This is a genomic window from Amycolatopsis roodepoortensis (genome assembly GCF_014873915.1).
Taxonomy (GTDB): Bacteria; Actinomycetota; Actinomycetes; order Mycobacteriales; family Pseudonocardiaceae; genus Amycolatopsis; species Amycolatopsis roodepoortensis.
This window is the reverse complement of the sequence record NZ_JADBEJ010000008.1, coordinates 538,090-561,955: the sequence shown is the minus strand read 5'-3', so window position 1 is coordinate 561,955 and position 23,866 is coordinate 538,090. Positions and strand designations below refer to the sequence as shown.

Annotated in this window: 26 protein-coding genes and 2 pseudogenes; 11 read left to right on the top strand and 17 right to left on the bottom strand. The window is 68.1% G+C overall.

Annotation, left to right across the window (positions count from 1 at the left end; all coding sequences use genetic code 11):
- Window positions 1-6 precede the first annotated feature (6 nt).
- The gene (locus H4W30_RS40320) at window positions 7-414 is read left to right on the top strand and encodes a YciI family protein (RefSeq protein WP_192747527.1); all 408 of its coding nucleotides are present in this window, start codon (window positions 7-9) and stop codon (window positions 412-414) included.
- Between the two features lie 8 nt (window positions 415-422).
- Window positions 423-1,565, top strand: coding sequence for an RNA polymerase sigma factor (locus tag H4W30_RS40315; RefSeq protein ID WP_225950970.1), 1,143 nt, complete (start codon window positions 423-425; stop codon window positions 1,563-1,565).
- Here the strand turns inward: H4W30_RS40315 and H4W30_RS40310 are convergent.
- Window positions 1,555-2,058 (bottom strand): MarR family winged helix-turn-helix transcriptional regulator, encoded by a 504-nt coding sequence (locus H4W30_RS40310; RefSeq protein WP_192747525.1) that lies wholly within the window; start codon window positions 2,056-2,058, stop codon window positions 1,555-1,557. The two genes, H4W30_RS40315 and H4W30_RS40310, sit on opposite strands and share 11 nt — an antisense overlap.
- A 538-nt stretch (window positions 2,059-2,596) precedes the next feature.
- Between H4W30_RS40310 and ypfJ the strand changes: the two genes are divergently transcribed.
- Window positions 2,597-3,508 (top strand): KPN_02809 family neutral zinc metallopeptidase, encoded by a 912-nt coding sequence (ypfJ, locus tag H4W30_RS40305; protein ID WP_192747524.1) that lies wholly within the window; start codon window positions 2,597-2,599, stop codon window positions 3,506-3,508.
- Between the two features lie 4 nt (window positions 3,509-3,512).
- On the opposite strand, the gene H4W30_RS40300 is transcribed toward ypfJ, so the two are convergent.
- The 3 genes from H4W30_RS40300 to H4W30_RS40290 all read right to left on the bottom strand — a co-directional run bounded on the left by H4W30_RS40300 (window position 3,513) and on the right by H4W30_RS40290 (window position 6,606).
- A complete protein-coding gene (locus H4W30_RS40300; RefSeq protein WP_192747523.1) occupies window positions 3,513-4,094 on the bottom strand; it encodes a dihydrofolate reductase family protein in 582 nt (193 codons plus the stop codon).
- A gap of 64 nt (window positions 4,095-4,158) precedes the next feature.
- Window positions 4,159-4,980 (bottom strand): AraC family transcriptional regulator, encoded by an 822-nt coding sequence (locus tag H4W30_RS40295; RefSeq protein ID WP_192748001.1) that lies wholly within the window; start codon window positions 4,978-4,980, stop codon window positions 4,159-4,161.
- 84 nt (window positions 4,981-5,064) lie between these two features.
- Window positions 5,065-6,606 (bottom strand): M28 family peptidase, encoded by a 1,542-nt coding sequence (locus tag H4W30_RS40290; RefSeq protein ID WP_192747522.1) that lies wholly within the window; start codon window positions 6,604-6,606, stop codon window positions 5,065-5,067.
- Between the two features lie 80 nt (window positions 6,607-6,686).
- On the opposite strand from H4W30_RS40290, the gene H4W30_RS40285 reads away from it, so the two are divergent.
- The gene (locus H4W30_RS40285; protein ID WP_192747521.1) at window positions 6,687-7,664 is read left to right on the top strand and encodes an NAD(P)H-quinone oxidoreductase; all 978 of its coding nucleotides are present in this window, start codon (window positions 6,687-6,689) and stop codon (window positions 7,662-7,664) included.
- Here the strand turns inward: H4W30_RS40285 and H4W30_RS40280 are convergent.
- A complete protein-coding gene (locus H4W30_RS40280) occupies window positions 7,661-8,860 on the bottom strand; it encodes a cysteine desulfurase-like protein (RefSeq protein ID WP_125679092.1) in 1,200 nt (399 codons plus the stop codon). The genes H4W30_RS40285 and H4W30_RS40280 overlap by 4 nt on opposite strands.
- 134 nt (window positions 8,861-8,994) lie before the next feature.
- On the opposite strand from H4W30_RS40280, the gene H4W30_RS40275 reads away from it, so the two are divergent.
- Complete coding sequence (locus H4W30_RS40275) at window positions 8,995-9,603, top strand: bacterial proteasome activator family protein (protein WP_192747520.1); 609 nt, start codon at window positions 8,995-8,997, stop codon at window positions 9,601-9,603.
- A gap of 7 nt (window positions 9,604-9,610) precedes the next feature.
- Here H4W30_RS40275 and H4W30_RS40270 read toward each other — a convergent pair whose 3' ends face one another.
- The 5 genes from H4W30_RS40270 to H4W30_RS40250 are packed head-to-tail and all read right to left on the bottom strand — an operon-like array spanning window position 9,611 to window position 13,064.
- On the bottom strand, window positions 9,611-10,771 hold the full coding sequence (locus tag H4W30_RS40270; RefSeq protein WP_192747519.1) for an epoxide hydrolase family protein: 1,161 nt from the start codon (window positions 10,769-10,771) through the stop codon (window positions 9,611-9,613).
- A 49-nt stretch (window positions 10,772-10,820) separates the two neighbouring features.
- A complete protein-coding gene (locus H4W30_RS40265) occupies window positions 10,821-11,063 on the bottom strand; it encodes a hypothetical protein (protein ID WP_192747518.1) in 243 nt (80 codons plus the stop codon).
- A 45-nt stretch (window positions 11,064-11,108) separates the two neighbouring features.
- Window positions 11,109-11,366, bottom strand: coding sequence for a hypothetical protein (locus H4W30_RS40260; RefSeq protein WP_225950807.1), 258 nt, complete (start codon window positions 11,364-11,366; stop codon window positions 11,109-11,111).
- Window positions 11,359-12,321, bottom strand: coding sequence for a spore coat protein (locus H4W30_RS40255; protein WP_192747516.1), 963 nt, complete (start codon window positions 12,319-12,321; stop codon window positions 11,359-11,361). The genes H4W30_RS40260 and H4W30_RS40255 overlap by 8 nt, the downstream gene beginning before the upstream one ends.
- Window positions 12,318-13,064 carry a cytidylyltransferase domain-containing protein gene (locus tag H4W30_RS40250; protein ID WP_192748000.1) on the bottom strand — a complete coding sequence of 249 codons (747 nt, stop codon included), beginning with the start codon at window positions 13,062-13,064 and terminating at the stop codon, window positions 12,318-12,320. Before H4W30_RS40250 ends, H4W30_RS40255 begins: the two co-directional genes overlap by 4 nt.
- A 49-nt stretch (window positions 13,065-13,113) precedes the next feature.
- Here H4W30_RS40250 and pseB point away from each other — a divergent pair, with 49 nt between their 5' ends.
- Both pseB and H4W30_RS40240 read left to right on the top strand, forming a co-directional pair.
- On the top strand, window positions 13,114-14,097 hold the full coding sequence (gene pseB / locus H4W30_RS40245; RefSeq protein WP_192747515.1) for a UDP-N-acetylglucosamine 4,6-dehydratase (inverting): 984 nt from the start codon (window positions 13,114-13,116) through the stop codon (window positions 14,095-14,097).
- A complete protein-coding gene (locus tag H4W30_RS40240) occupies window positions 14,090-15,223 on the top strand; it encodes a DegT/DnrJ/EryC1/StrS family aminotransferase (protein WP_192747514.1) in 1,134 nt (377 codons plus the stop codon). Before pseB ends, H4W30_RS40240 begins: the two co-directional genes overlap by 8 nt.
- Here H4W30_RS40240 and pseI read toward each other — a convergent pair.
- Genes pseI through H4W30_RS40220 form a run of 4 tightly spaced genes read right to left on the bottom strand, consistent with a single transcriptional unit; the run spans window position 15,220 to window position 17,901 of the window.
- The gene (gene pseI, locus H4W30_RS40235) at window positions 15,220-16,275 is read right to left on the bottom strand and encodes a pseudaminic acid synthase (protein WP_192747513.1); all 1,056 of its coding nucleotides are present in this window, start codon (window positions 16,273-16,275) and stop codon (window positions 15,220-15,222) included. The genes H4W30_RS40240 and pseI overlap by 4 nt on opposite strands.
- Before the next feature lie 10 nt (window positions 16,276-16,285).
- Entirely contained in the window at window positions 16,286-16,804 is a 519-nt protein-coding gene (locus H4W30_RS40230; protein ID WP_192747512.1) for a GNAT family N-acetyltransferase, read from the bottom strand.
- On the bottom strand, window positions 16,801-17,235 hold the full coding sequence (locus H4W30_RS40225) for a hypothetical protein (protein WP_192747511.1): 435 nt from the start codon (window positions 17,233-17,235) through the stop codon (window positions 16,801-16,803). Before H4W30_RS40225 ends, H4W30_RS40230 begins: the two co-directional genes overlap by 4 nt.
- A 36-nt stretch (window positions 17,236-17,271) precedes the next feature.
- Entirely contained in the window at window positions 17,272-17,901 is a 630-nt protein-coding gene (locus H4W30_RS40220; RefSeq protein WP_192747999.1) for a hypothetical protein, read from the bottom strand.
- Window positions 17,902-18,045: 144 nt separating this feature from the next.
- Between H4W30_RS40220 and wzm the strand changes: the two genes are divergently transcribed.
- From wzm to glfT1, 3 genes are read left to right on the top strand one after another with little or no spacing between them, the layout of a single operon-like run.
- Window positions 18,046-18,999: a galactan export ABC transporter permease subunit Wzm/RfbD gene (wzm, locus tag H4W30_RS40215; RefSeq protein WP_192747510.1), complete on the top strand. Its 954-nt coding sequence runs from the start codon at window positions 18,046-18,048 to the stop codon at window positions 18,997-18,999.
- 3 nt (window positions 19,000-19,002) lie between these two features.
- On the top strand, window positions 19,003-19,827 hold the full coding sequence (wzt, locus tag H4W30_RS40210; protein ID WP_192747509.1) for a galactan export ABC transporter ATP-binding subunit Wzt/RfbE: 825 nt from the start codon (window positions 19,003-19,005) through the stop codon (window positions 19,825-19,827).
- Complete coding sequence (gene glfT1 / locus H4W30_RS40205; RefSeq protein WP_192747508.1) at window positions 19,824-20,732, top strand: galactofuranosyltransferase GlfT1; 909 nt, start codon at window positions 19,824-19,826, stop codon at window positions 20,730-20,732. Before wzt ends, glfT1 begins: the two co-directional genes overlap by 4 nt.
- A gap of 443 nt (window positions 20,733-21,175) precedes the next feature.
- Here the strand turns inward: glfT1 and H4W30_RS40200 are convergent, their stop codons facing one another.
- Window positions 21,176-21,697: a hypothetical protein gene (locus H4W30_RS40200; protein ID WP_192747507.1), complete on the bottom strand. Its 522-nt coding sequence runs from the start codon at window positions 21,695-21,697 to the stop codon at window positions 21,176-21,178.
- Between the two features lie 81 nt (window positions 21,698-21,778).
- Between H4W30_RS40200 and H4W30_RS44030 the strand changes: the two are divergent.
- Window positions 21,779-21,895, top strand: a pseudogene (locus H4W30_RS44030) (galactofuranosyl transferase); the annotation flags it as partial.
- A gap of 1,451 nt (window positions 21,896-23,346) precedes the next feature.
- Here the strand turns inward: H4W30_RS44030 and H4W30_RS44025 are convergent.
- Window positions 23,347-23,517, bottom strand: coding sequence for an SUKH-3 domain-containing protein (locus H4W30_RS44025; protein ID WP_225951119.1), 171 nt, complete (start codon window positions 23,515-23,517; stop codon window positions 23,347-23,349).
- Window positions 23,518-23,564: 47 nt separating this feature from the next.
- Window positions 23,565-23,783, bottom strand: a pseudogene (locus H4W30_RS44810) (SUKH-3 domain-containing protein); the annotation flags it as partial.
- Window positions 23,784-23,866: the final 83 nt, after the last annotated feature.

The window sequence follows — 23,866 nt, the reverse complement described above, 5'->3', positions numbered from 1 at the left end:
TCCGGCATGCCCAAGTACCTGCTGCTCAAGCACTACCGCGGCGCTCCGGCGGCGGTCAACGACGTGCCGATGGACCACTGGGCCCCGGACGAGATCACCGCCCACATGCACTACATGAAGGACTTCGCCGCCCGGCTCGTGGAGACCGGCGAGTTCGTCCAGGAGCAGGCTCTCGCCCCCGAAGGCACCTTCGTCCGCTACGACGGCGAGGGCAAGCCGCCGGTCACCGACGGCCCCTTCGCCGAGACCAAGGACCTCATCGCCGGCTTCATGGTGATCGACGTCGACAGCTACGAGCGGGCGCTCGAACTCGCGGCCGAGCTGTCGGCCGCCCCGGGAGCGGGCGGGAAACCGATCCACGAGTGGCTCGAACTGCGCCCGGTCCTGAGCGAGCAACTCCTCACCACGGAGTGAGCGCCGAGCTGGACGAGGCCCTGCTCCGGAGCCTCACGCCGAACGTCCTCGGAATCCTTTGCCGCCGCGGCGCCGACTTCGCGACGGCCGAGGACGCCGTGCAGGAAGCGCTGATCGAAGCCGTCCGCGTCTGGCCCGGCGACCGGCCGAAGGACCCGAAAGGCTGGCTCGTCACCGTCGCGTGGCGCAAGTTCCTCGACATGGCCCGGTCGGACGCCGCCCGTCGCCGTCGCGAAGACCTCGTCGACGAGGAGCCCGCCCCCGGGCCCGTCCCCGAGGCCGACGACACGCTGCAGCTTTATTTCCTGTGCGCCCACCCGTCGCTGACGCCGTCTTCGGCGGTCGCGCTCACCCTTCGCGCCGTCGGCGGGCTCACCACCCGCCAGATCGCCGAGGCGTACCTGGTCCCCGAAGCGACCATGGCGCAGCGCATCAGCCGGGCCAAGCGCACCGTCTCCGGGGTGCGGTTCGACCAGGCGGGTGACGTCGCCACCGTGCTCCGCGTGCTCTACCTGGTGTTCAACGAGGGCTACTCCGGCGACGTCGACCTCGCCGCCGAAGCCATCCGGCTCACCCGCCGCCTCTCGGCCTCGATCGACCATCCCGAGGTCGCGGGACTGCTCGCCCTCATGCTGCTCCACCACGCCCGCCGCGCCGCGCGGACGGCGCCCGGCGGCGAGCTGATCCCGCTCGCCGAGCAGGACCGCGGCGAGTGGGACACGCGCCTGATCGCCGAGGGCGTCGAGATCCTTCAGGCGGCGCTGGCGCGTGACCGGCTGGGCGAGTTCCAGGCGCAGGCCGCCATCGCGGCGCTCCACGCCGACGCGCCCACCGCCGAAGAGACCGACTGGGTGCAGATCGTCGAGTGGTACGACGAACTCGCGCGGCTGACCGGCAGCCCGGTCGTCCGGCTCAACCGCGCGGTGGCCGTCGGCGAGGCGGACGGACCGCGCGCGGGGCTGGCCGCGCTCGCGGAACTGGACGACTCGCTACCGCGATACGCGGCGGTGGCGGCGTACCTCCACGAACGCGACGGCGACCTGGCGACGGCGGCGCGGCTGTACGGCGAGGCCGCCGACAAGGCGGCCAACCTGGCCGAGCGCGCGCATCTGACCCGTCAGGCCGCGCGGCTCAACGCCCTCAAGAAGTGATCGGCGGCAGGCGCGGAAGGCCGTCGATCTCCGACAGGTGATCCAGCACGCGGCCGAAAGCCTGCCCCAGCACCCGCTGCTCTTCGGGGCTCAGCAGGTCGATCAGATGCTCGCGGACCCCCTCGACATGCGTCGGCGCGGCGCCCTCCAGCAGCTTCGCGCCGCTTTCCGTCATCTCCGCGACGACACCGCGTTTGTCCGCCGGGTCGCGTGTGCGGCGGATGAGCCCGTCGGCCTCCAGCCGGACCATCTGGTGCGAAAGCCTGCTCTTGGTCGAGCCGAGCATGCTCGCCAGCTCCGTCATCCGCATCCGCCGGTCGGGCTGGAGCGAAAGGCAGACCAGGACCTCGTAGTCGGCGAGGGTGACGTCGTGGCGCTCGGAGAGTTCGCGATGCAGGCGCTGCCGCAGCCGCATGGTGGCGACGATGTACGAGCGCCAGGCGACCATCTCGGACTCGGACAGCCAGCGCACTTCCTTCTGCTCCACCGCCATCCACGCAGCGTAGAGCGTTGATCGCACAAGGCGCATACCCACCGGTCACTTTTCGGCCCGTGAAAAACCCGGCGGGACATTCGCCCGAAGGAGGGTTACGAAAAGGTTGAGACTCGGCGAGAAAAGGCGCATTCTGCTTGTCAGCGGATGGTCGGGCAAGTAGCGGCGATCTCCTCGAAGGTCGCCGGACCTGCTCCCCAGCCGGGAAGGGTCAGGTGATGGTATGGCGGGTGATTCTCGCGGTTGACCGCCTGCTGTGTCCCCGCGACCGGAACGGAAAGGACCGGGTCGGTCGCGACTGCGAACAGCGATGAGCGCGGGCATCTCAAGATGCGCTCGACAATTCTCGCGCATTCGGCGTCACTCCGGCCTGTTTCGGGTTCGCGGCCTCTTCGACCGCCTCGGCAGTGCCCGGCGCCGGCCCGGTGATCGCGGCCAACCGGCGATCGGAACAAGACAACCTCGGTAGTTCTGGGTGCGGCGCCTCCGGGTGGCCGCACCCAGGCATATCCGGGATCTTCCGGCTACGCTTTCCCCCGTGCGATTCGACGAAGGCGCGGGCCTGGACACCTCCGAGGTCGAGGACCTGCGTGGCGGTGGTGGCGGTATCGGCGGCCGGGTGGCACTCGGCGGCGGCGGGCTCGGCGTGGTCGGCCTCGTCATCTACTTCCTCATCTCCCAGTTCGGCGGCGTGAGCCTGAACCCGTCTTCGGGCAGCCTCGGCGGCGTCGGCACCGGCCAGCAGATGGACAACACGTCCCTGGCGCAGGAGTGCAAGACCGGCGCCGACGCGAACCGGAACCACGACTGCGCGATCGTCGGCTTCATCAACTCGATCCAGGACTACTGGGGACAGGAGTTCCAGCGGTCCGGCTCGACCTACCGCAAGGCCGTCACCAACTTCTTCAACGGCGGCGTGAACACCGCCTGCGGTAGCGCGACTTCGGACGTCGGGCCGTTCTACTGCCCCGGCGACTCCGAGGTCTACATCGATCTCAACTTCTTCAACGAACTCCGCAGCCGGTTCGGCGCGCAGGGCGGGCCCTTCGCGGAGGCGTACGTGCTGGCCCACGAATACGGGCACCACGTGCAGAACCTCACCGGAGTGTCCAAAAAGGGCACCGGGAGCGGGCCGACGTCCGGTTCCGTGCGGCTCGAACTGCAGGCCGACTGCTACGCCGGCGTCTGGGCGAACCACGCCACGACCACCCCGACCGAATCCGGGCGGCCGCTGATCACCGACGTCACCCAGGCGGACATCGACTCCGCGCTGGACACGGCTTCGCGGATCGGTGACGACTACATCCAGTCGAAGCTCGGCGGCGGCCGGGTCGACGAGTCGAAGTTCAGCCACGGCACGTCGGCTCAGCGGAAGAAGTGGTTCACCACCGGCTTCGAGACCGGCGAGCCCGCGCGGTGCGACACCTTCGCGGCCAGGAGCCTGGGCTGAGGCTTCACCGGCGCACCCGATAGCGCAGGTGAAGTACCCGGTCGCCCTGGAGCACCACGTCGGGATCCTCCAGCAGGTGCTGTGCCTCGACCGACCCGAAGTAGCGTTTGCCGGACCCGAGCACCACGGGTGCGACGTCCATGCGCACCTCGTCGACCAGGCCCGCGGCGAGCGCCTGGCCACCGACGTCACCGGCGGCGACCTCCACCACGCGGTCACCCGCGAGTTCCCGCGCCTTGGCCACGGCCGCCTCGACGCCATCGACGAAGTGGAACGGCGCCTCGGGGTCCCAGCCCTCGGGTGCCGGGCGGTGCGTCACGACGACCACGTGGTCGATGCCGCTCGGCGGCTTCCCGTCCCAGCCGTCCGTCAGGTCGAAGACGTGGCGCCCGGCGATCGTCACGCCGATCTCGTCCCAGTACGGCCGGGTGTAGTCGTACGACGTCTGCGAGACCTTCAGCGCACCGCTTTCGTCCAACGGGACGTCACCGCCGGTCAGCCAGTCGAACAGCGGTCCGGGCTGGTCGCCGTCGTCCGCGATGAAGCCGTCCACCGACACCGTGCCGTACATGACCACCTTGCCCACGGGCCCTCCTCTGCTTGGGGTGTCCCGAAACTAGCGGGCCGGGCGCCGTCGCTCTTGTAAGAAATCAATCGGCGGGCAGCGGCCAGCCGTCCAGCGCGTGGCCGGGATGTTCGCGCAGGAACCGCCGCCGGACTTCGAGGTACCGGGTCGGCGTGAGCCCGGTGAACTCCCGGAACTCGTGGCCGAAGTGCGCCTGGTCGAAATAGCCCGCCCCGCCGGCGAGGGCGCCCCAGTCGACCGGCCCGGCGGGGTCGATCGCGAACACGGTGGCGGTGAGGCGGTAGGTGCGGGCCAGCCGCTTCGGCGTGACGCCGACGAGCTGCTTGAACCGTTGTGCCAGATGAGTGCTGCTGACCCCGGCCGCGACGCTCAGGCCGCCGATCGCCACCGCACCGCCGGTCGCCGCGAGAACGCCACTCGTATGGCGGACCAGTCCCAGTCCGGCGGTCTCGCGCAGCCGTCGCATCAGCTCCTCTTCGAGTAGCGTCAGCATCTCCTGCGGTCCGTCCGCCGTGGCCAGCCGGTCTCGCAGCTCGGCGACGGCGGGCCTGCCCCAAACCTGCTCCAGGGTCACCGGGCGATCGCACAGCTCGGCCGCGGGCATCGGCAGGAACTGCGCCGGGCCCCACGGTTTGAAGTGCACGCCCACCGACCGTGTCCCGGGCGGATAGCCGAACTCCAGCGCGCGGGTGGGCGTGGTGACCACGCAGCCGTCGGCGTACTCGGCCGCTTCGATTTCGGCACCGGCGCGGATCCGGAACGGCGGCCCGAGGTTGACGATGAGGAACGCCCCGGGCATCGGCGGCAGCGTCAGCCGGGCGTACGGCGGCGCGCCCCGCAGGTAGTAGAGGTCGTCGATCAGCCCGTCCAGCGGCGGTCGCGGCACTCTGGAGACGTACTCCACGCCCCCAGCATCGCCGAAGCCCCTTCCTCACGCCAGACGCGAGGAAGGGGCTTCGAGTACTTCGGATCAGGAAGCGACGTGGTGGTCGTCAGCGTGGACGGAAGCCGTCAGGCTCCGCTGCTGCGACCGCTCGGCCGCGCGAAGTTCCTGCGCCTTCGTGGCCTTGGCACCCGAGACACCGTTGATGTTCTCGGTGCTGGTCGCGTACACGCCCAGCGCCCAGGCGACGGCGTCGGAGTTGCGGTCGAGCGCGACGCGGTCGACGTTGCCGAGGTTGTCGCAGGCCTGGTGGTAGCACTTGTCGTAAGGAACGTCGGCGCTACCGCCCCACTTCGCGGCCTGTGCGGCGGTCTTCACACCTTCGGCGCCGGTGAACAGGCCACCGGCCGGGATGCCGGCGCGGATGAAGCCCTGGTAGTCCGAGCGGCCGGTGAAGTCCGTGCCCTCGACCGGGACGCCCTTGCCGAGCTGCAGGTAGTCGACCAAGGTCTTTTCGAGCTGACCCGAGCCGTACGGGCCCGCGCCCTCGCCGACACCGTCGGAGTTGTCACCGTCGTAGGCGAAGTACGCCGCGTTCGGCGAGCCGATCATGTCGTAGTTGTAGTAGAGCGCGATGTCGAGCTGCTGCTCGAAGCTCAGCGAGTTGACGTAGTGGGTCGAGCCGACGAGCCCGAACTCCTCGGCGCTCCACCAGCCGAAGCGGACGGCGTTGTTGGCCTTGGGCTTGCTGCCCAGCTGCAGCGCGGTCTCCAGCAGCGCGGCGGAACCGGTGCCGTTGTCGTTGATCCCGGGACCCTCGGTGACGCTGTCGAGGTGGGCGCCGAGCATCACGACGTTGTCCTTGCGGCCGGTCTTGGTCTCGGCGACGACGTTGTAGCTGGTCCGCGCCTCCTGGAAGGCGCGGAGGTCGAGGGTGACCGAGGCGCCTGCCTTGCCGGCGAGGGCCTGGCCGTCGGCCTGAGTGATGCCGCCGGTCGGGATCTTGGCCGCGGACGGGTCGCCCAGGGTGCCGTTGACCGGGCCGGGGACGTTGTTGTAGACGATCGCGCCGATGGCACCGGCCTCGGCGGCCGTCGCCTGCTTCTGCGCGAAGGAGCAGCCGCCGCGCTGGATCAGCGCGATCTTCCCGGCGACCCCGCCGGCGTAGTCGGCCGCTTCGCAGCCGCTGGTGGCGTCGACCGGGACCACCGCGAGCGGCGCGGTGATTCCACCGGCGGGCGTCGACGGGCTGTAGGACATGATGATGATCGGGACGTCGGCGCCCGCGACCGTCAGGCTCTCCGCGAGGGTCTCCGCGTAGGTGAAGGGGAATTCCTGCCGTGTGACCGCGAAGCCCGCCTGCTCCAGCTTCGTGGCGATGTACTCCGCGGATCGCTTGTGGCCCTCGGTGCTGGCGGCGCGGCGGCCACCGGTCGCGTCCGAGATCCGCTGGAACGCGATCAGGTGCCGGTTGACGTTGTTCACGTTCACCTTGTTGACGAGCTGCTTCGCCAGCGCGGGACCGTCGATCCCCGTGGTGGCCGTCGCAGCCGGTGCCATTCCGACCGTGAGCGCGGCGGTGGCCGCCACCACGATCGAGGGAACAATGCTTCTTCGCGAATATGACATGGGCGACACCCTTGTGTGGTTCACGCCACAGGTCAACCGACGTTCGGCGGACTTTATGACACCGGGATAGGGTCGTTCGTATGTACGCGATCACCATCCGTGAGCCCGGCGATCCCGATGTTCTCGAATGGACGGAGGTCCCCGATCCCGTCGCCGGTGAAGGCGAAGTCGTCATCGAAGTCGCCGCGAGTGCCGTCAACCGTGCTGACCTGCTGCAACGCCAGGGGAATTACCCGCCTCCGCCGGGTGCGAGCGAAATCATCGGACTCGAATGTTCGGGCACGATCGCCGAAATCGGCGAAGGCGTCGAAGGGTGGCGAATCGGCGACGAGGTTTGTGCTTTGCTCGCCGGTGGCGGCTATGGGGAAAAGGTCGCTGTCCCGGCAGGACAACTGCTTCCGCTTCCCGCCGAAGTCGAATTGCTCGCGGCCGCCGGACTGCCCGAAGTCGCGTGCACCGTCTGGGCGAACGTGGTGATGCACGCCGGCCTTTCCGAGGGCGAGGTCCTGCTCGTCCACGGCGGCGCGGGCGGCATCGGCACGCACGCGATCCAGGTCGCGAAGGCGCTCGGCGCGACCGTCGCGGTGACGGCGGGTTCGGAAGAACGGCTGGAGAGCTGCCGCCAGCTCGGCGCCGACATCGCGATCAACTACAAGGAGCAGGACTTCGTCGAGATCCTGCGCGCCGAGACCGGCGGCGCGGACGTCATCCTCGACAACATGGGCGCCAAGTACCTCGACCGCAACATCGACGCCCTGAAAGCCGACGGCAGGCTGGTGATCATCGGCATGCAGGGCGGAGTCAAGGGCGAGCTGAACATCGGCAAGCTGCTGGGCAAACGCGTGAGCGTGTACGCCGCCGGGCTGCGGTCGCGGCCGCTGGAGCAGAAGGCGGCGATCGTCGCCGACGTCCGCGAGCGGCTGTGGCCGTTGGTGGAGCAGGGTTCGGTGAAGCCGATCGTCGGACAGGTCGTCCCGATGGCCGAAGCCGCTTCGGCGCACCGCGCGCTCGAAGAAGGCACGGTTTTCGGCAAAGTTCTTCTCGCAGCGAAGAGTTAGCGGATCTCTTCGAGTACCCGGACGAGCTGATTGACCTCGAAGACGTTCGAGTAGTGCGCGAGCCCGATGCGGACGGCGCCGCCGACTTCGGCGGCGCCGAGCGACCCGAAGACACCGCTCGTTCCGTCGTCGGCGAAGGCGCAGAGCCCTTGGGACGCCAAGTATTCGGCGACCTCGGGCGCCTTCTTGCCCGCGACGGCGAACGCGAGCGCGGGGATCCGGCGCATGGCGTCGCCGATGACCATGACGTGCCGCAGCGAACGCAGCTCCGTGGACAGCTGCGCCAGAAGTCCCGCGTGGTACGACTTCGCCGAACCCAGCGACGTCACCAGCTTCTCGCGCCGCGAACCCATCGCGGCATCGTCCAGCCCGGCCAGGTAGTCGATCGACGCGACGAGACCGGCCAGCAACGGGTACGCGTGCGGCCCCAGCTCCATCCGGGCCGGACCGCGCGCGGCCGGATCGAGCGAGACCGACGGCAGGCGTTCGAGCAGCTCGGGATCGCGGAACACCAGCGCGCCCACCGACGGGCCACCCCAGGCCTGCGCCGAAACCACCATCACGTCGGCGCCGAGCGCGTTGAGGTCCAGCGGGACGAACGGCGCCGCGTACGTCGCGTCGACGACCACCAGCGCGCCGACCCGTTTGGCGAACTCGATCACCGTCGGGACGTCGGGCCGGGTGCCGACCGAACCGGACGCCAGCGTCACCGCGACGGCCTTGGTGCGCGCGGAGACGAGGTTCTCGTACTGCCAGGCGGGCAGCTCGCAGGTCTCGATGTCGATCTCGCCCCAGCGCACCACCGCGCCGACGCGTTTCGCCGCGCGGCGCCACGGCGCGAGGTTGGCCTCCTCGTCGAGCCGGGAGACGACGACCTCGTCGCCGATCGTCCAGCGGTCGGCCATCGCGTCGACGAGACGGCGGATGAGATCGGGCGCGTTGGGGCCGAGCACGACCCCGGCCGGGTCGGCGCCGACCAGGTCGGCGACCGCCCGGCGAGCGGCCGTGACGATGCTTTCCGCACGCTGGGAGGCCGGAAACGCTCCACCCGGCCCGGACACCGGAGCGCGCATGGCCGTGGATACGGCCGAAGCGACCTGTTCAGGTACGAGCATTCCGGCGGCGCCGTCGAAGTGAATCCAGCCGTCACCCAGCGCGGGAAAGAGCCCACGGATACGAGCGACGTCGAACGCCATGGGGACACCGTACGGACGTGCGGTTTGGCGCTTTACCCGGGGTTGGCTGCCCGAACACGGGGTGCGACGATTCCCGCTACGCTCGGAGACGGCGGCGAAAACCACACTGCGCTCGGCGCCCGACGTAGGCCAGGATGGAGCACATGACCGACCCAGTTTCCCGCGAATCGACCACCCCCGGTGACGGCGGCGGAGACTCCCCACACCATGTGGTGGTCGTCGGTCCCGACGGCGTCCCGGTCGGTACCGCACGCGTCGCCTCCCCCGGATCCGACTCCGGCGCGGAGGGGCAGGAGGAGTCCCTCGGCGACCTCGTCGAGGAACCCGCCAAGGTGATGCGCATCGGCACGATGATCAAACAGCTGCTGGAGGAGGTCCGCGCCGCGCCGCTGGACGACGCCAGCCGCACCCGCGTGCGCGAGATCCACCAGACCTCCATCCGCGAGCTGGAGCAGGCGCTCGCGCCCGAGCTGCAGGACGAGCTGGAGCGGCTCGTGCGGCCGTTCACCGAGGACTCGACGCCGTCCGATGCCGAGCTGCGGATCGCGCAGGCGCAGCTGGTCGGCTGGCTGGAAGGGCTGTTCAGCGGCATCCAGACCGCGCTGTTCGCGCAGCAGATGGCCGCCCGGGTGCAGCTGGAGCAGATGCGGCGCGGGCTCCCGGCCGGTCCGTCCGCGGGCGGCGCCGCTTTGGGCGGGCACGGGGCCGGCGGCGAGTCGCACGGCCCCGGCCAGTACCTCTGACAAGAGGTCAGCGGAACCGGCGGAAGAACGTCCGCAGGTCGTCGATGAGCAGGTCCGGCACCTCCAGCCCCGGGAAGTGACCCCCGCGGTCCGGAGTGGACCAGTGCACGATGTTGTCGGTGCGCTCGGCGAGGTGCCGGATCGGCAGGCCCGTGTCCTTCGGGAACACGGCAACCCCGGTGGGCACTGTGGACTTCGCAGGCCCCTCGCCCCAAGCCGGGCCCAGCGCGGCGTAGATCCGCGAAGACGAGTTCGCCGTGCCGGTGAGCCAGTAGAGCATCACGCTGGTGAGCAGGTCGTCGCGATCGATCGCGTCTTCCGGGACGTCCCGCGAGTCCGAATAGGACTTGAACTTCTCCATCAGCCAGCCCAGTTGTCCGGCCGGTGAGTCGGTGAGCCCGTAGGCAAGCGTTTGCGGTTTGGTCGCCTGGATCATCGCGTAGCCGAGTTCGCCGGTCTGGAACTCCCGCCCGCGTGCCAGCGCCGCCTCTCCGCGCGCTAGTTCCTCACCGGTGAGCCCTTCGAGGTCGGCTTCGGATTCCGGCACCGCGTGCGGCAGCATCGTCAGGTGCGCGCCGATCACCCGCTCCGGTGACCGGACGCCCACGTCGCGCGACACGATCGCGCCCCAGTCGCCGCCGTGCAGCCCGAACCGCTCGTACCCGAGCCGCGACATCAGCACCGTCCAGGCGTCGGCGATGCGACCCGTGCCCCAGTCCGCGTCGGTCGTCGGCCCCGAGAAGCCGAACCCCGGCAACGACGGCACGACGACGTGGAACGCGTCCGCGGGGTCGCCGCCGTACGCACGCGGGTCGGAGAGCGGGCCCACGACGTCCAGGAATTCCACAATGGACCCCGGCCAGCCGTGCGTGAGCACCAGCGGGATCGCGTCCGGCTCCGGTGACCGCGCGTGCAGGAAGTGGACGTTCGCGCCGTCGATGTTCGTCAGGAAACCCGGGAACCCGTTGAGCCGCTCCTCGTGGGCGCGCCAGTCGTAGCGAAGCCGCCAGTACTCGGCCAGCTCCTGGAGGTATCCGAGCGGCGTCCCGAGCCCCCAGCCGACGCCGTCGATCTCGTCCGGCCAGCGGGTGTTCGCCAGGCGGGCGGCGAGGTCGTCGAGGTCGCGCTGGGGGACGGCGATCGTGAACGGCTTGATCTCTTCGGTCATGGGGCCGACGGTAGGGAGGATCGAGGACAGGTACGGTCCTCGATTCCGATCAGACTCGGAACTCCGGCAAGGCCCACGACGTCATCAGCTCCGCGATGTCGGCGACTTCGTCCTCGTCGGCCTCTCGGTCCTCCGCGCGGAGGAACAGCATGAGGTCCATGAGCTCTTCGAACAGGTCGTCACGAGAGGTTCCGCGCTCGAGTTCCTCGATGAGCAGCGGCCTGGCCTTGCCATAAAGCCTGTTCGTGACGATGTCGAGCAGTCTTACGCGGAAGTCACTGCTCACAGCCACGTCGCCCCCTGGAATCGGAAAACCCTCGTTCCAGTGTCCCTGTCACTACAAACGATATTCCGGCGGAACCCAGTCCGACATCAGATCCGCGACATCCGCGACCCGATCTTCCTCTGCTTCTCGTCCCTGCGCACGGAGAAGCAAGATCGTGTCGAGCAGTTCCTGATACAGCTTCTCCCGCAGGACACCCCGCTCGATTTCGGCGGCGAGCAGAGGGCGGATCTCGAAGATGGTCAGCTCCGTGGCGACAGCCCTCAGGAGCCTCGCCCGGAAGTCCCCACTGACTTCCCTGTCTTCAGCCAACGCCGTCGTCCAGCCGGTCCAGCACGCGGTCCACCCCATGGCCGTCCACGACGGACGCGGCCGTCTCCGAGAACCGCCGCCGCGTCTCCCCGTCCAGCAGCAGGGTCCGCAAGGTCTCCACGGCATCGTCGTCCAGCGCCGCCGCGCTTCCCAGTCCAGCTGCGAGCCCGAGGTCCAGCGCACCCCGGTAGCCCGTCTCCTGGTTGTCGACGAGCTGCACGACACCGGTCGGTACGCCGAGGCAGCACAGCTCCAGCAGCGTGACGCCGGCCGCGCTCACCGCCACGTCCGTCTCCGCCAGCAGGTCGAGCAACCCGGGTCCGGGCGGTTGAACGCGGAACTCCTGCCCGGGCCAGGTCTTCGGTACCACCGGTTCGCCGCGAACGAGAACATCGGCGGCGAAGGGCAGTTCGGTATCGCGCAAGGCGTGGAGAAGCACGCTGACCGTGCCCGCCCATTCGGTCCCCCCGCCGAGCACGACGGTCACATGGGGCCGCTCGGGGGCTTCGTGCCCGCGGCGCTTCTCCCGCGCGGCGCGGACGACGTCTCGCACCGGCGCGAAGGCCACGCCCCGGAGCAACGCGCCGGATCCGTCATCGGGCCGCGGCGCGGGAGCGAAACCACAGTCGACGACGAGGTCCGCCGCGCGCCTGCCGAACACGTCGTCCTCGATGGACACCAGCAGCGCGCCCGCGGAGTTGACCTCTTCGCGCAACTCGCCGAGGCCGTAGTGATCGACGACCACGGCGTCGAAGCCGTCGAAGGGCACGGACGGCACCACCGGAACCGACAGTTCACCGAACCGGGCGGCCAGCCATTCGGCGTTGTCCACGACGCCCGCGAACACGACCTCCCAGCCCCGCGCGACGGCGCGTTCGGCATAGGCGACCATGCGGGAGACGTGGCCAGCACCGATCGTCCCGGAGGCGTCGGCCCGCAACACCAGCTTCGTCACCCGGCCACCTTCTTCTGCTCGACGTGTTCGTTGAACCGCGCGAGATCGGGCCGGGACCGCAGCACCGCGACGACTTCGCGCCAGTCACCGACGCGGTCCCCGAGCTCCGCCACGACGCCGTCGATGACCGCCCAGTCCTCAACGGTGTCCAAGGTCACGCGCAGGTCGTCGGCGGCCGGGCTCACCACGACACCGGAACACGAGTACGTCTCCGGACGCGAGTAGATACCCGAGGTGACGTGTTCCCGATCGGCACCGCGGGCGGTCTCGACCTGCTCGGCCAGCACCTCCGCACGCACGAGTTCCGCGTCGAAACCTCGGGGCAGCGTGCGCACGAGGGTGGTGCTCAGGTAGTCCAGCGACGGCCGCGCCCGCCACAACGTGACGAGCTGCCCGATCAGCTCCGGGTCCAGCAGCGGGCAGTCGGCGGTGAGCCGCACCACGGCGTCGGCCGGATACGACTCGACAGCGACCGCGAACCGCGCGAGGACGTCGTCGAGCGGCCCTCTGGCGACGAATGCGCCGTGCCGGGCGGCCTCTTCGGCCACCGCGTCGTCGTCCGCCTCCGTCGAGGTCGCGACGACCACATGGTCGATTCCCGGCGAGGCCGCGGCGGCGCGGACGACCCAGCCGAGCACACTCCGGCCCGCCAGCGGACGGAGCACTTTGCCAGGTAGCCGGGTGGACGACGCTCGCGCCTGGATGACGGCGTTGACCACGTGGGCCCCGGGGGCTGGATCCATGGGTGACATGATGGCCTGCGGCAGCAGCACCGAAACGCGGAGGTCGACGATGTCCGAGCTGGATGGCTCCAGCATCCTGCTCACCGGCGGGACCGGTTCGTTCGGCAAGGCGTTCATCACCTACGCCCTGGCCGAGCTGAACCCGCGACGGCTGGTCGTGCTCTCCCGCGACGAGCTCAAGCAGTACGAGGCCCGGCAGCAGTTCGGCAACGACCCGCGGCTGCGCTGGTTCATCGGCGACATCCGGGACCGCCGCCGCCTCGAGCGCGCGATGCACGGCGTCGACTACGTGGTGCACGCCGCCGCGCTCAAGCAGGTCGACACGGGTGAGTACAACCCTTTCGAATTCGTGCAGACCAACGTCGTCGGCTCGCAGAACGTCATCGAAGCCGCGATCGACACGGGGGTGAAGAAGGTCGTCGCGCTGTCGACGGACAAGGCGTCCAGCCCGATCAACCTCTACGGCGCCACGAAGCTGTGTGCCGACCGGATGTTCATCAGCGCGAACCATTACGCCGCGACCCATCCGACCAGGTTCTCCGTGGTCCGCTACGGCAACGTGATGGGCTCGCGCGGCAGCGTGATCCCGTTCTTCCGCGCGCTCGCGGCCAAGGGCGAGTCGCTGCCGATCACGCACAAGGAGATGACCCGCTTCTGGATCACGCTCCCGCAGGCCGTGCAGTTCGTGGTCGACTCCTTCGACCAGATGAACGGCGGCGAGCTCTACGTGCCGCGTATCCCGAGCATGCGGCTGGTCGAACTCGCGCAGGCCATCGCGCCCGGCTCACCGATGCACGAGGTCGGCATCCGTCCCGGCGAGAAGCTGCACGAAGAGATGATCGCCCCCGACGACGCCCGCCGGACGGTGCGGCTGAGCGACCGCTACGTCGTCCAGCCGCACATCGCGGGCTGGGGTTACGAGCCGCCTTTGGACGGCCAGGCCGTGCCGGAGAACTTCGCGTACCGCTCGGACACCAACGACCTGTGGCTCGACGCGGACGAGCTGCGCGACCTGGTCGAGCAGTATGGCTGAGTTCCTTCCCTACGGCCGTCAGTCCGTTTCCGACGAGGACGTCGCCGCCGTCACCGAGGTGCTGCGCGGCGACTGGCTGACCACCGGCCCCGCCGTCACCCGCTTCGAGGAAGACCTCGCCGAGCACACCGGTGGCACGCCCGCGGTGGCCGTCACCTCGGGCACGGCCGCGCTGCACGTCGCGTACGCGGCGGCCGAGATCAGGCCCGGCGACGAGGTCGTCACCTCGCCGATGACGTTCGTCGCCACCGCCGCGACGGCCGCGCTGCTGGGCGGCAAGGTCGTGTTCGCCGACGTCGAAGCGGACACCGGCAACCTCGACCCGGCGGCGGCTTCGGCGGCCGTCACCTCACGGACCAAGGTCGTCGCCGCCGTGGACTACGCCGGCCATCCGGCGGAACTGGACGAACTCGGCCGGATCGCGCACGACAACGGCGCGCTGTTGCTGGAGGACGCCGCGCATTCGGTGGGCGGCAGCTGGCAGGGCAGGCCGGTCGGTTCGCTCGCCGACCTCACCACTTTCTCCTTCTTCCCCACCAAGAACCTCACCACGGCCGAGGGCGGCGCGGTGGTCGCCGCTTCGGACGAGTTGCTGACCCGGGCTCGCGGTTTCCGCAACCACGGGCTGGTGCGGGACAAGGCGGCGCAGCGCTTTCCGGACGAGGGCCCGTGGCATCAGGAGGTGCACGAGTTCGGCCTCAACTATCGCTTGCCGGATGTGTTGTGCGCCTTGGGAAGCAGCCAGCTGCGCAGGCTCGCCGAGTTCAAGAAGCGGCGCGCGGAGATCCACGCGCGGTACACCGCCGCGCTGTCCGCATTGGACGGAGTGCTGACGCCTGCCGTGCGCGAAGGTGCGGATCCGGTGTGGCATCTGTACCCGCTGCGAGTCCTCGAAGGACGCCGCCGCGCACTGTTCGATCACTTGCGTGCCAAGGGAATCGGAGTGCAGGTCAACTACATCCCCGCGTACTGGCACCCGGTGTTCGAGGACCTGGGGTACCAGCGCGGGATGTGCCCCAACGCGGAGCTGTACTACAGCCAGGAGATTTCGCTGCCGCTGTTCCCGGCGCTGACCGACGCCGACGTGGATCGCGTCATCGACGAGGTCCACGCCTTCTTCCGCTAGATCAGTCCCCAGGTGAGCGCGGTGCCCTTCGGAACATCGCAGGAGAAGGTGCGGCCGAGCACGTTCACGATCTCGGCGGGCGCCAGTCCACCGGCGGGCCGGATCGAGCGGACGTTCTCCCGCGTGACCGTGTCCCCTGCCCGCACGTCCTCGACGACATAGAGGGAACGCCGGAAGCGCAGGCCTTCCTTCTCGCTCTCGCGCGGCCCGACCACCGCCGAGCCCAGCGCCTCCCAGGCACGGTGCGACTCGGTGACCAACGCGGCCAGCTCGGCGGGCTCCAGTGAAAACTCCGAGTCGACGCCGCCGTCGTTCCTCGCCAGCGTCACGTGCTTCTCGATCGCGACGGCACCGAGCGCGACGGCGGCCAGCGGGGCACCGATGCCGGGTGTGTGGTCGGACAGGCCGACGAGCGTGCCGGTCACGCCCGCCAGTACGGGCAGGCCACGCAGGTTGCTCTCGGCGGGCGACGCCGGGTAGCTGGCGGTGCAGCCGAGCACGACCAGCTTGTCGTTGCCCGCCTCCCGCGCGGTCCGCACCGCCGCGTCGATCTCGGCGATGCTGGCCATCCCGGTCGAGATGATCAGCGGTTTACCGGTCTTCGCGCACAGTTCGATCAGCGGCAGGTCGACGATCTCCGAGGACGCGATCTTGTACGCGGGCGCGTCCAGTGATTCGAGCAGGTCGACCGCGGTGGGGTCGAACGGGCTGGAGAAGATCTCGAGACCTCGGGCGCGGGCGCGCTCGAACAGCGGCTCGTGCCATTCCCACGGCGTGTGGGCGCGTTCGTAGAGCTTGTAGAGGTTCTCGCCACCCCACAGCGAATGCGAGTCGCCGATCCGGAAGTCCGGCGTGTCCACGTCGATGGTGATCGTGTCCGGCCGGTAGGTCTGCAGCTTGACCGCCTGCGCGCCGGTTTCGGCGATCGCGTCGACGATCTCCAGCGCCCGGCCGAGGTCACCGTTGTGGTTACCGGACATTTCGGCGATCACGAACGGCGGACGCGCCGTCGAGAGGACATGTGCGCCGATACGCACCTCGGTGGCGGTCATCGGGGTGGGGCTACCTCTTCTTCCTGGTCCGGCGGTCGGCGGCACGCAGTTCGGTCCAGACGACCTCGCGCGGCTCACCGTCGACCTCTCGAACATACCTGCGTGTTTCGATGAAGCCGAATCGCTTGTGGAGCTGCAGCACCTGCCGGTTGTCCGCGAGCGTCGCACCGCCGAGCAGGTTCAGGCCGAGCACGTCGAAACCGTAGTCGACGGCGGCGCCCTCCAGCTTCAGCCAAGCGGGGAGGAGTTCCCGGCCGAGGCCCTCGACGTCCAGGTAGAAGTGCCATTCCGCGCTTCCGGCCTCGGTATCGATGTCACTGAACAACACGACACCGGCGGGCACGTCGTCGTGCCGGTAGACGAGAACACGACGGCTCGGATCCGCACGGACGGCTTCGAACCAGTCACGGTGTTCTTCGACACCGATCTCGTGCGTGGTGAAGCTGACCTTCCGGACCGACGGGTGGTTGCGCCACCGCCGGATCCGGTCGAGGTCGTCCTCTCCGGCTTCGACCAGCAGACCCGTCATTCGCCTGCGGGGGCGGTGATGGTGTCCTCGATCCGGCGCAGCCGGTCCTCGTACCGGGCGATCCCGGCGAGCCGGACGCGGATCTGGGCGTGCTGGCGCTGGATCTCCTGGATCAGGCTGCGCGCCTCGGCCAGCTCGGGCTTGTCGGCGTGCACGGACAGCGACAGCGACTCGCGCAGGTCCTCCAGCTGGGCCTCCTGGGCCGCGACACTCGGGATCAAGCGGTCCAACTCGGCGCGGGTCCAGCGCAGGTCGCCGCGGACGTGCTCGATGCCGCTCTCGGCGCCGTCGAGCCGTCGGCGGTGGTCCGCAGTGGCGTACTCGAGCTCGATGACGCGCCCGTTGAGGTCGCGGAGCCGCTCGTCGATCCGGAAGTCGATGAGCCGGGCGATCCGGGCGATCACGCCGTTGCGGAGTTTCTGCACTGCCATGGGGTGGTTCCTTCTCGGGGTGGGGCGGCTGGGACTTCAGCGCAGGAGTTCGGTTTCGCCGGTCTTCGTCCACGAATCCAGCAGCCTGCCCTCGGCGGCGATCTGGTGTTCGGGACCGACGATGCAGGAATCGCCCGCGGCGTGCTCCCAGTGCGTCTGGTTCGGGTCGTCGATGAACGAGAACCCGGAGAGGATCAGGTTGGCGTGCGGGAACGACGTACGCGCGATCCAGGCGGCCAGTGTCCCGGTGGTCGACCACAGGCCCTGTTCGCGGCTCGGCAGGCCGAGCGCGTCCGAGAGCGGCAGAACGACTTCGCGGTTCGGCACCGGCACGTAACCGAGATCCCCGGGCCACCAGCCTGGGATGTCTTCGGGCTCCCAATGCATCCGCCCCGGCTCGACCAGCAGGTAGAGCCGCTTGCGGTAGTCACGGAAGACGTGCTTGGTGGCGCGGACGGCACGGTTGAACACGACGACGTGCACCCGGCTGCCGACGGTCTCCGGGCCACCCGGCTCGTCGACGACGAAGCCGTTGACGCGGATCACGAGGTCGCAGGCGTCGATGGCCTTCGCCCGCCGGGGGTCCGGCGGAAGCGGCTGATTGCCGACCACGGCCACCGAACGAGGCTCCGGCCGGTCGGCGTATGCGGCGAGCAGATTGACCATCAAGCTCGCCTCGCCGAGTTCAGCAGTCATGAGGGCAGAAAGTACCAGCACACGCACCGCGTTCGGCTGCGAATCCGACGGTAGCTTTCCGTGGTCGGGCGGGGCGGCCCAAGCATCATCGGCCCCATCGGTACCCTCGTTCCCGTGCATGCCACCAGCACGGTTCACGCCGCCGACGGTGCTGCGCCGACCTCGGTTCCGCCGATTTCGGACAGCAAGACCTTTTCGCGCGCGTTCGCCGACATCAAGACCGGTTTCGCCGCCAAAGAGCTGTGGGGACACCTCGGCTGGCAGGACATCAAGCAGCGCTATCGCCGCTCGGTGATCGGCCCGTTCTGGATCACGATCAGCCAGGGTGTCATCGCGCTGGGCCTCGGGCTCCTGTACTCGCAGCTGTTCGGCATGTCGATTGCGACGTTCCTGCCCTACATCAGCACCGGCTTCATCATCTGGGGCTTCATCAGCGGCTGTCTGTCCGAGGGTATGGAGGCCTTCATCTCCAACGAGGGGCTGATCAAACAGCTCCCGGCGCCGCTCTCGGTCTACGTGCTGCGGACGGTCTGGCGGCAGACCCTGATGCTGGCGCACAACCTGATCGTCTACGTGATCGTCATCGCGATCTTCTTCACCTCGCTCAACCACGAGTACACCTTGAGCAACGGCGGCTGCAGTCCGGGTTCCTCCGGCATCTGCCACCCCGGCATCGGCTGGTATTCGCTCAGCGCGATCCCCGGCTTCTTCATGCTGGCGTTGAACGCCGGCTGGGTCACGCTGCTGCTGGGCATCATCTCGACCCGCTACCGCGACATCCCGCAGGTGATCAATTCGCTCATCCAGCTGCTCTTCTACATGACGCCGATCGTCTGGCCGATCGACCAGCTGATGTCGGGCGGCGCGCGGGTCTCCACCTCCTGGGCCCTGCCGTTCGTGCACGGCAATCCGCTGTTCCACTTCATCCAGATCGTGCGCGCGCCACTGATCGGACAGGAAGTCAGCATCAACAGCTGGTACGTGGTGGCAGGCATCACCGTCGTCGGCTGGGGTCTCGCGCTGGTCGCGATGCGCAATTACCGTTCCCGCGTCTCTTATTGGGTGTGACAGATGGTCAGCATTGATGTGCACAACGCCTACGTCGACTTCCCCATTTTCGACGCGAAGACCCGCTCCATGAAGAAGAAGGTGCTGGGCAAGGTCGGCGGCAAGATCGGCACCGAGACCAAGGTGCCGATCATCGAAGCCCTCCACGACGTGACGCTCTCGCTGAAACAAGGCGACCGCGTCGGCTTGGTCGGCCACAACGGCGCCGGGAAGTCGACGCTGCTGCGGCTGCTTTCCGGCATCTACGAGCCCACCCGTGGTTCGGCGAAGATCACCGGCAAGATCGCGCCGGTCTTCGACCTCGGCATCGGCATGGACCCGGAGATCTCCGGGCTGGAGAACATCATCGTCCGCGGCCTGTTCCTCGGGATGACCGCGAAGCAGATGGAAGCCCGCGTCGATGACATCGCGGAGTTCACCGAACTCGGTGACTACCTGCAGATGCCATTGCGGACGTATTCGACGGGTATGCGGGTGCGCCTGGCGCTGGGCGTGGTCACCTCGATCGACCCGGAGATCCTCATCCTCGACGAGGGCATCGGCGCGGTCGACGCGGCGTTCCTCGACAAGGCGAAGGACCGGCTCAAGGACCTCGTGAAGCGCTCCGGCATCCTGGTGTTCGCCAGCCACTCGGACGAGTTCCTCTTCGAACTGTGCGACACCGCCATCTGGATGGACGAGGGGCACGTCAAGCAGCGCGGTTCGCTGCGCGACGTGCTCACCGGCTACAAGGGGCGCGACCCGTTCGAGAACATGAGCAAGGAAACGCTGGAGCGGTTCGGCCTCGAGCCCGACGCGGTGGCGACGACGAACGGCGGCCAGGGATGACCAGCGAGACCAGGCAGTTGCCCGAAGGCGCCGTCGTCGGCGTCGTCGTCACGCGCCATCGGCGGGAACTGCTCGCGGACTCGCTCAAGGTGATCGCCGCCCAGACGCGGCCGGTCGACCACCTCGTCGTGGTCGACAACGGGCCGGACAAGTCGGCACGGGACGTCGTCGAGAACTACCCGCTCCCGTTCACGTACCTGCCCTCGCACCGCAACCTCGGTGGCGCGGGCGGGTTCGCGCTCGGCATGCTGCACGCGCTCTCGCTGGGCGCGGACTGGGTCTGGCTGGCCGACGACGACGGCCGCCCGGCCGACGAGAACGTCCTCGCGATCCTGCTGGACGAGGCCGAGAAGCGGGGTCTGGCCGAGATCTCCCCGGTGGTGTCCAACATCGACGCGCCGGACAAGCTCGCGTTCCCGTTGCGACGCGGGCTGACCTGGAAGCGTTCGTCCTCGGAACTGGGCACCGACTTCCTGCCCGGCATCGCCTCGCTGATGAACGGCGCGTTGTTCCGCGCGTCCACTTTGGACGTCGTCGGCGTGCCGGATCTGCGGCTGTTCTTCCGCGGCGACGAGGTCGAACTGCACCGGCGCCTGGTGCGTTCCGGCCTGCCGTTCGGCACCTCGCTCAAGACCGCGTACCTGCACCCGGACGGCTCGGACGAGTTCAAGCCGATGCTGGGCGGCCGGTTCCACGCGCAGGACCCGGAGAACGAGGTCAAGCGCTACTACACCTACCGCAACCGCGGATACCTGCTGTCCCAGCCGGGCATGCGCAAGATCGGCGCGCTCGAAGTGGTGCGCTTCGGTCTCTACTTCATCGGTGTGAAGCGGGACCCGAAGGCTTTTCTGCAGTGGCTGAAACTCGTGCGCCAGGGACGCCACGAAAAGTTCTACCGCTACTGACCGGGTAGTACATCAACAGCACGAAGATCAGGGCGGCCGCCGCGTCGACGAGGAAACTCGTCGGCGCAGACACCCATCCCAGGCTCAGCGCGATGTACAGGAACAGAAGCAGCCCGACCCACAGCCGTCGGCGTTCACCACGCTGCCCGTCCAGCACCACGGCGACGACAGCCATCCTGTTGCGGGCCGCGTGCTCGCCCCACCCGTGCCAGGTGGTGCCGATTCGCTGCGAAATACCGCCGTTCTCCCAGCCGGTGTTCGTCCACCGATGGCGATGCAGCTCGCCGCTCTGGGTGAAGTAGGAGACCCGGCCGTCGGAGCCACCGAGCACGTTCGGCGGCCTGTGCGGCGAGCAGAACCGGAATACTCACGGCGACGGTGGCGGCCAGGATGGCGGTCCCGGCCCAGCGTCTGAATTTTTCGCTGCGATATCTTTTTCTGCCTCAGGGTATGAAATCAGTAGAGAAGCTTGGGTTCTCACTTGGAAAATCGAACGGGAATACCTTGGTACGCAGGGCTCCGGTCAGCAGATCGAGCAGAACACCAGTGGAGCTCCTCGGCGAGACCGTGAAATCCAACTGACCGGACTCTATGATGAGAGTCGGCCAACCAGCCGGATCGCCGACAGGGATCCACATGAGAGAGTCCGCGTTATCGGTCCCACCCCATTGAATCAACTCACTGGAATCGACACCATACGAGCGTAGGACTTCACGGATCTCATCGGCAGTTTTTTGCCGAAGAATCTTCCTCATCTCATGGGTGCATGAATGAATATCAAGGTACTTATTTTCCACCCCCACCCCGTATATCCACAGGAATTCATCGAAGCATCCCGTTCCGTAAGCGTTCAACAAGTCGAGATGACCGGCTGGAATCGCCGACCCGACGCCCCGGCCAGTGCCTGCCCGATCGACCACGGCGGGAGGGGGACAAAGTGAAACAAGCTGGTCCAGATCGCTCATATCGCTCGCCTCTCCACATGTCGGCCGACCGAGGCCTGAATCTCCTAATAGATGCCGAAATTGCCCGCAGGATCGGCGCCGCTCGAGGTGGTGCGGTTCGGGCTGTACTTCATCGGTGTGAAACGGGACCCGAAGGCTTTTCTGCAGTGGCTGAAACTCGTACGCCAGGGACGCCACGAAAAGTTCTACCGCTACTGACCGGGTAGTACATCAACAGCACGAAGATCAGGGCGGCCGCCGCGTCGACAAGGAAACTCGTCGGCGCAGACACCCATCCCAGGCTCAGCGCGATGTACAGGAACAGAAGCAGCCCGACCCACAGCCGTCGGCGTTCACCACGCTGCCCGTCCAGCACCACGGCGACGACACCGAGAACCAGCGGCGCCATCATCACGAAGACCCGGCCGGTGTCGGTCGCGACGAGCCGGCCTGCCACGCAGCAGCCGAAGAGCCAAATGCTCGCGACGAGCAGGTCGCTACCCAGGCCGTACCGCCGGTATTGCCGGTAAAGGCCGAAGGCGAAGACGAGCCACAGGAAGTGGAACGTCGTGAACAGCACCAGCTGATCGCTGCCCTTGTTGGCCGACAACGCGAACGCGATGTTGTCGAACAGACTCTTGTTGCCCTGGCCCGCTCCGAAGCCGTATTCCCCGCCGATGAGGTTCTGGGCCCAGAGCCGGAAGGCGATGTAAAGCCCGGCGGCGACGACGACGGCGAGCACGCCGCCCAGCACGTCGCGGTCACGGAGCTTGCGTCCACGTGTCCAGGCCAGTAGCGGGTAAAGCGGCGCGAGCAGCAGCGTGGTTTCCTTGTTGATCGCGCCCACCACGATCACGGCGGTGAAGGCGATCAGCTTTCGTTCGAACGCGAGCCACAAGGCGACGACATACAGCAGGTTGTTCAGCGGGTCGACCAGATACGGATTCGTGAAGGCGTACGGCGCGTACCAAAAGGTGCACGCCAGGGCGACCGCCGTCAGTGCCGAGGTGAACAGCTGCAGCTTCAGATGCGAGCGGAGGAACTCGAAGAACACGATGGCCGCGGCCAGCACGGCCACGACGGTCAACGCCAGCCACAAGCGGTCGAGCGAGATACCGGTCAGGAGGTTCGCGCGGTGCACGAGCCAGGGGCTCAGCATGCGCAGCGCGAACGGATTGTCCACCGCGGCGCCGGTCTGCTCCGACATCCGGAAGTAGTTGATCGCGTCGCCCCAGGCCTTTTCGTGGGCGTTGGGCTGCAGGTTCGCGTGGGAGATCACGTTGAGCAGCGTGACCATGGCAAGGGTGCCGTATACGCACAGTCGCTGGGTCAATGCCGTACCGCGAGTACGGGAGATCAGCTCGGTTTGTTCGGAAGTCATCTCTCGATCCGTCGCGTAGGCAACCAGCGCGCAATCCCGGTGGTGGGCCGCATTTGGCATCGTAGTGGGCGGCAAGCAGCGGGCTTCTGCCGGTCAGCGGCATGAAGACCGTGACCGCGGGTTCGGTCGCGCCGGGCTTTCATGCCATTCAGGAAGGTGCCTTACCGCCGGTGTACGTCGGTGCGGAAGGACTGGCGGCGCTGCGCCGTGGCTCCCGCGCTAGGTGACCCTCCAGGTTGCGCCACGCGCCGAGCGCCTCCCCGGGTGGACCGCGCGACAGCCGACAAACTCAACCAGTGAAATCGCCTTCGACCAGGCGCACCACAGCGTCACGACCCCGGCCGACTCGCACACCACCACCGAAGAACAGGTAAACCCAGCCAGTCTTGTCGATAAGCAGATTCGCATGGCCGTCATCGACGGCACCGATGGGCACGAAGCCGTCGCCACCAGTCTCCAAGGAGAACTTCTCGAGAACCCGTGAGAGGTCAAGCCAAGCGTCGGGTTGATTACAAAACTGTAGTTCGACGACTCCATTCCGGGAATGCCGACATCCACAGAGACCCCACCGAACTCGGCGAGAAATTCTTCCGCGGCACGATGCATGACGAATCCTCGTTCGGCGAGCATCGAACGCCAATCCTCTACCGGAACCGCTCGGCCATGCTCCCAGCCGGCCGCATGAAGCAGCGCCACGACATGGTCGGGCCAGGTACCTGCGCTCATCACTTCCTCGGTCTCTTCGCTCGGTCAGCCGGAACTCTTCAACGAACGGCCTACAGCCCGGACAGCCGATGCCTGCCTTACCC

Excerpts from the sequence above, each read along its gene's own strand:
- H4W30_RS40320 (WP_192747527.1), top strand. The coding sequence starts at position 7 with ATGCCCAAGTACCTGCTGCTCAAGCACTACCGCGGCGCTCCGGCGGCG.
- H4W30_RS40310 (WP_192747525.1), bottom strand. The coding sequence starts at position 2,058 with ATGGCGGTGGAGCAGAAGGAAGTGCGCTGGCTGTCCGAGTCCGAGATG.
- H4W30_RS40290 (WP_192747522.1), bottom strand. The coding sequence starts at position 6,606 with ATGTCATATTCGCGAAGAAGCATTGTTCCCTCGATCGTGGTGGCGGCC.
- H4W30_RS40285 (WP_192747521.1), top strand. The coding sequence starts at position 6,687 with ATGTACGCGATCACCATCCGTGAGCCCGGCGATCCCGATGTTCTCGAA.
- H4W30_RS40280 (WP_125679092.1), bottom strand. The coding sequence starts at position 8,860 with ATGGCGTTCGACGTCGCTCGTATCCGTGGGCTCTTTCCCGCGCTGGGT.
- H4W30_RS40275 (WP_192747520.1), top strand. The coding sequence starts at position 8,995 with ATGGAGCACATGACCGACCCAGTTTCCCGCGAATCGACCACCCCCGGT.
- H4W30_RS40270 (WP_192747519.1), bottom strand. The coding sequence starts at position 10,771 with ATGACCGAAGAGATCAAGCCGTTCACGATCGCCGTCCCCCAGCGCGAC.
- H4W30_RS40250 (WP_192748000.1), bottom strand. The coding sequence starts at position 13,064 with ATGGATCCAGCCCCCGGGGCCCACGTGGTCAACGCCGTCATCCAGGCG.
- pseB (WP_192747515.1), top strand. The coding sequence starts at position 13,114 with ATGTCCGAGCTGGATGGCTCCAGCATCCTGCTCACCGGCGGGACCGGT.
- H4W30_RS40240 (WP_192747514.1), top strand. The coding sequence starts at position 14,090 with ATGGCTGAGTTCCTTCCCTACGGCCGTCAGTCCGTTTCCGACGAGGAC.
- pseI (WP_192747513.1), bottom strand. The coding sequence starts at position 16,275 with ATGACCGCCACCGAGGTGCGTATCGGCGCACATGTCCTCTCGACGGCG.
- H4W30_RS40230 (WP_192747512.1), bottom strand. The coding sequence starts at position 16,804 with ATGACGGGTCTGCTGGTCGAAGCCGGAGAGGACGACCTCGACCGGATC.
- H4W30_RS40225 (WP_192747511.1), bottom strand. The coding sequence starts at position 17,235 with ATGGCAGTGCAGAAACTCCGCAACGGCGTGATCGCCCGGATCGCCCGG.
- H4W30_RS40220 (WP_192747999.1), bottom strand. The coding sequence starts at position 17,901 with ATGGTCAATCTGCTCGCCGCATACGCCGACCGGCCGGAGCCTCGTTCG.
- wzt (WP_192747509.1), top strand. The coding sequence starts at position 19,003 with ATGGTCAGCATTGATGTGCACAACGCCTACGTCGACTTCCCCATTTTC.
- glfT1 (WP_192747508.1), top strand. The coding sequence starts at position 19,824 with ATGACCAGCGAGACCAGGCAGTTGCCCGAAGGCGCCGTCGTCGGCGTC.
- H4W30_RS40200 (WP_192747507.1), bottom strand. The coding sequence starts at position 21,697 with ATGAGCGATCTGGACCAGCTTGTTTCACTTTGTCCCCCTCCCGCCGTG.